Raw genomic sequence first — 7,217 nt, 5'->3', positions numbered from 1 at the left:
GTGAGTGAGCCCACCCGCCAGCCGGCCCAACCCCCAGAGAAGCGGCAATTTGATGCCCACCAACAACAGCGTCAGCCCCAGCACGGCCAGGGGCATGCCGATCAGCAGACGCAAATCGGCGCTCATTCCCACCCCGACGAAAAACAACCCCAGCAACAGGCCCTTGAGCGGCTCGATCTGGGCTTCCAGTTCGTGGCGAAACGGTGACTCGGCCATCAGCACACCAGCAAGAAAGGCGCCCAGGGCCATGGATATGCCCACGTGCTCCATCACCCAGGCCGTGCCCAGCACCACCAGCAAGGCTGTGGCGGTCGACAGCTCCGGCAGGCCCGACCCGACTGTCCATTTGAACACCGGCGTCATCAGGTAACGGCCGCTGACGATCACCAGGCCAATGCCAAGTGACACCGCCAGTAGCGGCCAGGCGCGCTCATCGGCAGTGCTGACATCACCGCCAAGCAACGGCACCACGGCAATCAGCGGTATGGCGGCGATGTCCTGAAACAGCAGGATGGCCACGGCCAGGCGGCCGTGCGGTTTGCCCAGGTCCTTGCGTTCGGCCAGGACCTGCAGGCCGAACGCGGTGGACGACAGGGCAAGGCCCAGCCCCAGAACGATCGACGCCGGTTTCGACTGGCCGAACACTGCATACGCCAGCAAGCCAAGCACCAGGGCAGTCAGCCCGACCTGCAGCGCCCCGACACCGAACAGCGCCCGACGCATGGTCCACAAGCGCTGTGGTGATAGCTCCAGGCCAATCACGAACAGCAACATGACCACACCGATCTCTGAAATCCGTGCCACGTTGCCTGGGTTATCAAGCAGCCCCAATACCGAAGGGCCAATCAGGATGCCGGCCAGAAGATAGCCAGGCACCGCCCCCATCTTCAGACGCTGCGCCAGTGGCACCAGAAGCACCACGGCCAGCAGGAAGACCACTGTAGCCTGCAGCAGGCTGCCGTCATGTGGCATAGGTTCGTACCCTTGCGACCATGCGCAGTGAGGGAATCAGAAACGCTCTTCGACCACTTTGAAGGGATAGGCTACCGCTTTGTACTTGCCGATCTTGCCGCGTTTGGGCAGCTTCACCACCTTGTCGCCAGTGACGTCCTTGTAGGGAATGCGCGAAAGCAGATGGCTGATGATGTTCAGGCGAGCACGGCGTTTGTCGTCGGAATGGGCCAGGAACCACGGCGCCCACGATGAATCGGAAGCAGCGAACATTTCATCGCGGGCGAGGGTGTATTCGTCCCAGCGGGTGTAGGACTTGAGGTCCATGGGAGAAAGTTTCCACACCTTGCGGCCGTCATTGATGCGGTCCTGCAGGCGGCGGGTCTGCTCCTGGGCACTGACTTCGAGCCAGTACTTGATGAGGATGATCCCCGACTCGACCATCAGTTTCTCCAGCAAGGGCACCACCGCGAGGAACTTGCCGGCCTGCTCGTCGGTGCAAAAGCCCATCACCCGCTCAACGCCTGCGCGGTTGTACCAGCTGCGATCGAAGATCACTACCTCCCCCGCTGCCGGCAGGTGGTTGAGGTAGCGCTGGGCATACATCTGGGACTTTTCCCGTTCAGTCGGCGCCGGTAGCGCCACCACGCGGAACACCCGTGGGCTGACCCGCTCGGTGATGGCCTTGATGGTGCCGCCCTTGCCGGCACCATCACGGCCCTCGAATACGATGCACACCTTCAGGCCCTTGGCCACGACCCATTCCTGCAGCTTCACCAATTCCACATGCAGGTCTTTCAGCTGTTTGTCATAGGCCTTGCCGCCCAGCTTCTCGGCGGGCGCCTGCAAGTCTTTCTTCCTGGACGGCTTGGCCATGACACGCTCCTTGGTGCGAATGAACAGTCAGTATGGTCGATCCCTGCCGTTTTACTTGGCCAACTTGCTGTAACTGGTCATCAGGTTGCGGTAATCGGGAATATGGTTGGAGAACAACGTGCCCAGGCCTTCAACATCATTGCGCCAATCACGGTGCAGCTCGCAGGCCACGCCGAACCAGGTCATCAGTTGCGCCCCGGCTGCCTCCATCCGCCGCCAGGCCGAATCACGGGTCAGCTCATTGAAGGTGCCGGAGGCATCGGTGACCACGAACACCTCGAAGCCCTCCTCCAGCACCGACAACGCCGGGAAGGCCACACAGACTTCCGTGACCACGCCGGCGATCAGCAACTGCTTCTTGCCGGTGGCCTTCACCGCCTTGACGAAATCTTCGTTGTCCCAGGCGTTGATGTTGCCCGGCCGGGCGATGTAGGGGGCGTCGGGGAATTGCTCCTTGAGTTCGGGCACCAGCGGCCCGTTGGGGCCGGTTTCGAAACTGGTGGTGAGGATGGTGGGCAGCTTGAAGTACTCGGCCAGGTCGGCAAGCGCCAACACGTTGTTCTTGAAACGGTCGGGGTCGATATCCCGGACCAGCGACAACAGGCCGGTCTGGTGATCGACCAGCAGAACCGCGGCGTTGTTCTTGTCCAGACGCTTGTATTGGAAGGCCATGACCGATCTCCTTGCTAACGTTGGGGTGGGAGTTTCAGCGTAGGCAAGGATGGGGGGTGAGTAAGACCGCCAGTCGGATCCAAGGCGGCGGTGCAGAACCGATGACAGCGCGGTCCCAGCCTGCGTGCAAAGATCTTGATTTATGCTCAAATTGTGCAAAAATTGTGCTTGTGAGAAGCGAACCCCCTCAGGAGGTCAATCATGGCCAGCAATGCAGTATTGGAACTTCAACCCACAAGTTTCGAGGGGCTGATGGAAGCGCTTCGGGAAGTCAATCGGGTCATGTTCTCCCCTGAGCGGTTCCTGAAGGTGTTCTCGATGGACCAGCAGACATTCGCAACCCGCGCCCATGTCCATCGCAACACCGTGCGCAACGCCCCCGAGTCGGAGAAGATCCAGGCGTACATACGTGATGCCGTGCGGGTCTTGCGTGCTGTAACTGACATGGGCACGGACATGACCAAGGCCATTTTCTGGTTCAAGAACGAACCGCTGTCGACATTCGACTACAGAACGCCAGAAGAGGTTGTCAGCGACGGCCGAACTGAACAGTTGATCGCCTTCCTGCAGTCGTGGGAAGCCGGTTCTCAAGGATGAAAATCATCGCGTTGAAGAACCTGCCCTGCTACCGGCTGCACACACCGAAATGGGCAATAACACCAACATCCGGCACCGGCGCGGCTACCCAAGGTGGCCGCGCCAATCGCAAAGGGCTTGAGGCGCTTTACCTATCCCTGGAGCCGGCCACTGCCGTGGCCGAGTTCCAGCAGGGTAGTCCGTTTTTACCGCCGGGATTGCTGGTGAGTTACTCCCTGACATTGGACCGAGTGATCGACTTTACCGGCGGCTACCAAGCAGACTGGCCACCCATCTGGAAAGACTTCTTCTGTGACTGGCGCAAGATTCGCTTCAACGAGGGTGTCGAACCGCCCAGTTGGCTCATAGGGGATCTTGTTCTGGAAGCTGATTGCGCGGGCATCATTTTTGAATCCGTTGCGCATGCTGGCGGCAAGAATCTGGTGCTCTACACCGATCAACTCCCCGCGCATGGTTCTATCATCGTTAATGACCCCAGAGGCGACTTGCCTCGCGACCAATCTTCCTGGAGTGATTCCTGAGTCAGGCTAAGCGCCTGGTTCATCGCACTTCACTTCACAAATTCCTGAACTAATTATTTCCCCCCAGCGATTTGTTCACCCGCCAACCCCCACCAGAATCGCTTCACCACAATCACAATAACCGTGAGGCCACTCCCGTGGACCAGACACTTCAGGTACGCCAGGCCGCCGCCGACCTTGTAGCCGCCTTCGCCAGCAACGACACCGCCCGCTACTTCGCCTGCTTCAGCGAAGACGCCACCTTTCTTTTCCACACCCTGGCGCAACCGCTGCTGTCGCGCGGCGCCTACGAAGACCTCTGGGCCCAATGGCAGGCCGAGGGTTTTGCCGTGCTCGGCTGCGTTTCGAGCAATGCGCAGGTGAGCCTGCAGGGTGATGTGGCGATCTTCATGCACGATGTTGCCACGCACATCCGCATCGCCGGCGAGCAGCACCAACTGGCCGAGCGCGAAACCATCGTGTTCCGCCGCCACGGCGAACGCTGGCTGGCCTGCCATGAGCACCTGTCGGTCGTCACCGTCGCCTGATTCACCTTTACGCGGCCCTGCCGCCCTGCCATCGCACCCACAAGAGGGCCCGCGCACCGCGCCGGCCTACAACAACCGCGCTGGAGCATCACCATGAGCCACTCGACCGGTATCGAGACCAATGGCGTCGAACAGATCCCTGACGATCAACGCGACGCCTCCCCGCTGGACCTGTTCCGCCTGATCTTCGGCGGTGCCAACACCTTTGCCACCGCCGTGCTGGGCAGCTTCCCGGTACTGTTCGGGCTGTCGTTCCAGGCCGGGGTCTGGGCGATCCTGCTCGGCGTCGGCGTGGGTGCGCTGATCCTTGCGCCCATGGGCTTGTTCGGCGCGCTCAACGGCACCAACAACGCGGTGTCGTCGGGCGCGCACTTCGGCGTGCATGGGCGCATCGTCGGCTCGTTCCTGTCGCTGCTCACCGCCGTGGCGTTCTTCTCGCTGTCGGTATGGAGTTCCGGCGATGCCCTGGTCGGCGGCGCCAAGCGCCTGGCCGGGCTGCCCGAAACCGACCTGACCCTGGGCCTGGCCTACGGCCTGTTCGCCATCCTGGTGCTGGTGGTGTGCATCTTCGGCTTCCGCTTCATGCTGTGGGTCAACAAGGTTGCCGTATGGGCCTCGAGCCTGCTGTTCCTGCTGGGCATCTTCGCCTTTGCCGGCCCGTTCGATGCGGGCTACGCCGGGAGCGTCAACCTTGGCCAGGCCGGATTCTGGGCAGCCTTCGTCGGCGCGGCGATTCTGGCCATGAGCAACCCGGTATCGTTTGGCGCCTTCCTCGGCGACTGGTCGCGCTATATCCCGCGGCAAACGCCCAAGGCGCGCATCATGCTGGCGGTGATCGCCGCCCAGGCCGCCACGCTGATCCCGTTCCTGTTCGGCCTGTGCACCGCCACCCTGGTGGCCACCCACGCCGCGGACTACATCGTCGCCAACAATTACGTAGGTGGCCTGTTGGCGATTTCGCCTAGCTGGTTCTTCCTGCCGGTGTGCCTGATCGCGGTGATCGGTGGCATGTCCACCGGCACCACTGCGCTCTACGGCACCGGGCTGGACATGTCGAGCGTGTTCCCGCGGCTGCTCAGCCGCGCAGGCGCCACCGTGCTGATCGGGGTAATGGCTATTGCCTTCATCTTCATCGGCCGCTTCACCTTCAACCTGGTGCAGAGCGTTTCGACCTTCGCCGTGCTGATCATTACCTGCACCAGCCCGTGGATGGTGATCATGATTCTCGGCTTGATCACCCGCCGCGGCTTCTACCACGCCGACGACCTGCAAGTGTTCACCCGCGGCCAGCGCGGCGGTCACTACTGGTTCCTGCATGGCTGGAACTGGCGCGGCATGGGCGCGTGGGTCCCCAGCGCGGTGGTAGGCATGAGCTTCGTCAACCTGCCTGGGCAGTTCGTCGGCCCGCTGGGCGACCTGGCTGGCGGCATCGACGTGAGCCTGCCGGTAACCCTGGGCATGGCTGGTGTGCTGTACCTGCTGCTGCTCAACCTGTTCCCTGAACCTGCTGGCGTGTATGGCCCCAACGGCCCGCGCTGGGTGCGTTGCAAAAGCACCGCGCACACGCCGGTGCTGAAACCTGCCGAAATGGCCTGACTGGATAACGACCATGACCACTTCCCACTACATCGCTGGCCGCTGGGTCGAAGGCCAGGGCAGCGACTGCATCAGCGTCAATGACCCTGCATTGGGCCAACCTTTTGCCGAACTGATGGCCGCCAGCGTTGCCCAGGTCGACCAGGCCGTGGCGGCGGCGCGCAATGCCCTGCCCACTTGGAAGCAGGTCAGCGCCAACGAGCGTGCGGCGTACCTGCGCGGTTTTGCCGAGCAGCTTGGGCAACGCCGTGAAGCACTGATCAGCCTGCAAATGCGCAACAACGGCAAGCCTCGCCATGAGGCCGAAATCGACCTGGACGATGCCATAGCCACCTTCGCTTATTACGCCGACCTGGCCGAGCAACTGCCGGAAAGGAATCGCGAAGTGGCGTTGGCCGCACCGGGTTTTACCGCCCGCACCCGGCTGGAGCCGGTGGGTGTGGTCGGCCTGATCGTGCCGTGGAACTTCCCGTTGGTGACCAGCGCCTGGAAGCTCGCCCCGGCCTTGGCGGCAGGCTGCACCGTGGTGCTCAAGCCCTCGGAAGTCACCCCGCTGATCGAGCAGGCCTACGGCCAGATCGCCGATACCCTGGGCCTGCCTGCGGGCGTGCTGAACATTGTCAACGGCAAAGCCGAGACCGGCGCGGCACTGAGCAGCCATAGCGGCCTGGACAAGCTGTCGTTCACCGGCAGCAACAGCGTCGGCAGCCAGGTGATGCGCAGCGCATCGGCACAGTGCCGGCCCGTGACCCTGGAGTTGGGCGGCAAATCGGCGATCGTGGTGTTCGATGATTGCGATGTGGACCAGGCAGTGGAGTGGATCGTCGCCGGTATCACCTGGAACGCCGGGCAAATGTGCTCGGCCACCTCGCGCTTGCTGGTGCACGATGGCATTGCCGATGCGCTGCTGCCACGCCTGCAACAGGCACTGGAAACGCTGCGCGTTGGTAACCCACTGACTGAAGAAGTGGACATGGGCCCGCTGACCAGCCAGGCGCAATGGTTGAAGGTTGCCAGCTACTTTGCCACCGCCCGTGAAGAGGGCCTGCAGTGCCTGGCCGGTGGCAAGGCGCTGGACCGCGACGGCTGGTTTGTCAGCCCGACGCTGTATGCCGACGTCCCCGTGGACAGCCGCCTGTGGAATGAAGAAATCTTCGGGCCGGTGCTGTGCGCGCGTCGATTCTCGACCGAAGCACAGGCAATTACCGAGGCCAACGACAGCCGTTTCGGCCTTGTCGCCACCGTTTGCTCAGCGGACCTGGAGCGCGCCGAGCGGGTGGCCGATGCGCTGGAAGTCGGGCATGTGTGGATCAACTCGGTACAAGCGGTGTTCGTCGAAACGTCTTGGGGCGGCACCAAGGGTAGCGGGATCGGGCGGGAGCTCGGGCCTTGGGGGTTGTCGGGCTACCTGTCGGTCAAGCATGTGACGCGGTGCCTGGGCTGATTGCCCCAGGGGCCGCCAGGCGGCCCAATCGCC

The 7,217-nt window shown here is 62.6% G+C and carries 8 protein-coding genes; 5 read left to right on the top strand and 3 right to left on the bottom strand.

Annotation, left to right across the window (positions count from 1 at the left end):
* The 3 genes from BLX42_RS15820 to ycaC form a co-directional block, all read right to left on the bottom strand.
* Nucleotides 1-972 (bottom strand): monovalent cation:proton antiporter-2 (CPA2) family protein (locus BLX42_RS15820; RefSeq protein ID WP_161872135.1); only part of this gene is annotated, 972 nt, incomplete at its 3' end.
* Between the two features lie 36 nt (nt 973-1,008).
* Entirely contained in the window at nt 1,009-1,827 is an 819-nt protein-coding gene (gene ppk2 / locus BLX42_RS15815) for a polyphosphate kinase 2 (protein ID WP_125923387.1), read from the bottom strand.
* Between the two features lie 51 nt (nt 1,828-1,878).
* Complete coding sequence (ycaC, locus tag BLX42_RS15810; RefSeq protein ID WP_161872134.1) at nt 1,879-2,499, bottom strand: isochorismate family cysteine hydrolase YcaC; 621 nt, start codon at nt 2,497-2,499, stop codon at nt 1,879-1,881.
* Between the two features lie 201 nt (nt 2,500-2,700).
* Between ycaC and BLX42_RS15805 the strand changes: the two genes are divergently transcribed.
* From BLX42_RS15805 to BLX42_RS15785, 5 genes are all read left to right on the top strand, one after another.
* Nucleotides 2,701-3,096, top strand: a complete 396-nt coding sequence (locus BLX42_RS15805) for a hypothetical protein (RefSeq protein WP_046784575.1) — start codon at nt 2,701-2,703, stop codon at nt 3,094-3,096.
* Nucleotides 3,093-3,617 carry an RES family NAD+ phosphorylase gene (locus BLX42_RS15800; RefSeq protein ID WP_115273853.1) on the top strand — a complete coding sequence of 175 codons (525 nt, stop codon included), beginning with the start codon at nt 3,093-3,095 and terminating at the stop codon, nt 3,615-3,617. The genes BLX42_RS15805 and BLX42_RS15800 overlap by 4 nt, the downstream gene beginning before the upstream one ends.
* 137 nt (nt 3,618-3,754) lie before the next feature.
* Entirely contained in the window at nt 3,755-4,144 is a 390-nt protein-coding gene (locus BLX42_RS15795) for a nuclear transport factor 2 family protein (protein WP_039601730.1), read from the top strand.
* Nucleotides 4,145-4,237: 93 nt separating this feature from the next.
* A complete protein-coding gene (locus tag BLX42_RS15790) occupies nt 4,238-5,740 on the top strand; it encodes a cytosine permease (protein ID WP_125923385.1) in 1,503 nt (500 codons plus the stop codon).
* Between the two features lie 13 nt (nt 5,741-5,753).
* Nucleotides 5,754-7,184, top strand: coding sequence for an aldehyde dehydrogenase family protein (locus BLX42_RS15785; protein ID WP_046784578.1), 1,431 nt, complete (start codon nt 5,754-5,756; stop codon nt 7,182-7,184).
* Nucleotides 7,185-7,217 lie beyond the last annotated feature (33 nt).

It is taken from the genome of Pseudomonas sp. SG-MS2 (assembly GCF_009933855.1).
In the GTDB taxonomy this organism is placed as follows: Bacteria; Pseudomonadota; Gammaproteobacteria; order Pseudomonadales; family Pseudomonadaceae; genus Aquipseudomonas; species Aquipseudomonas putida_E.
Note: the sequence above shows the minus strand (reverse complement) of the source record. Positions and strands in the feature narration are given on the sequence as shown.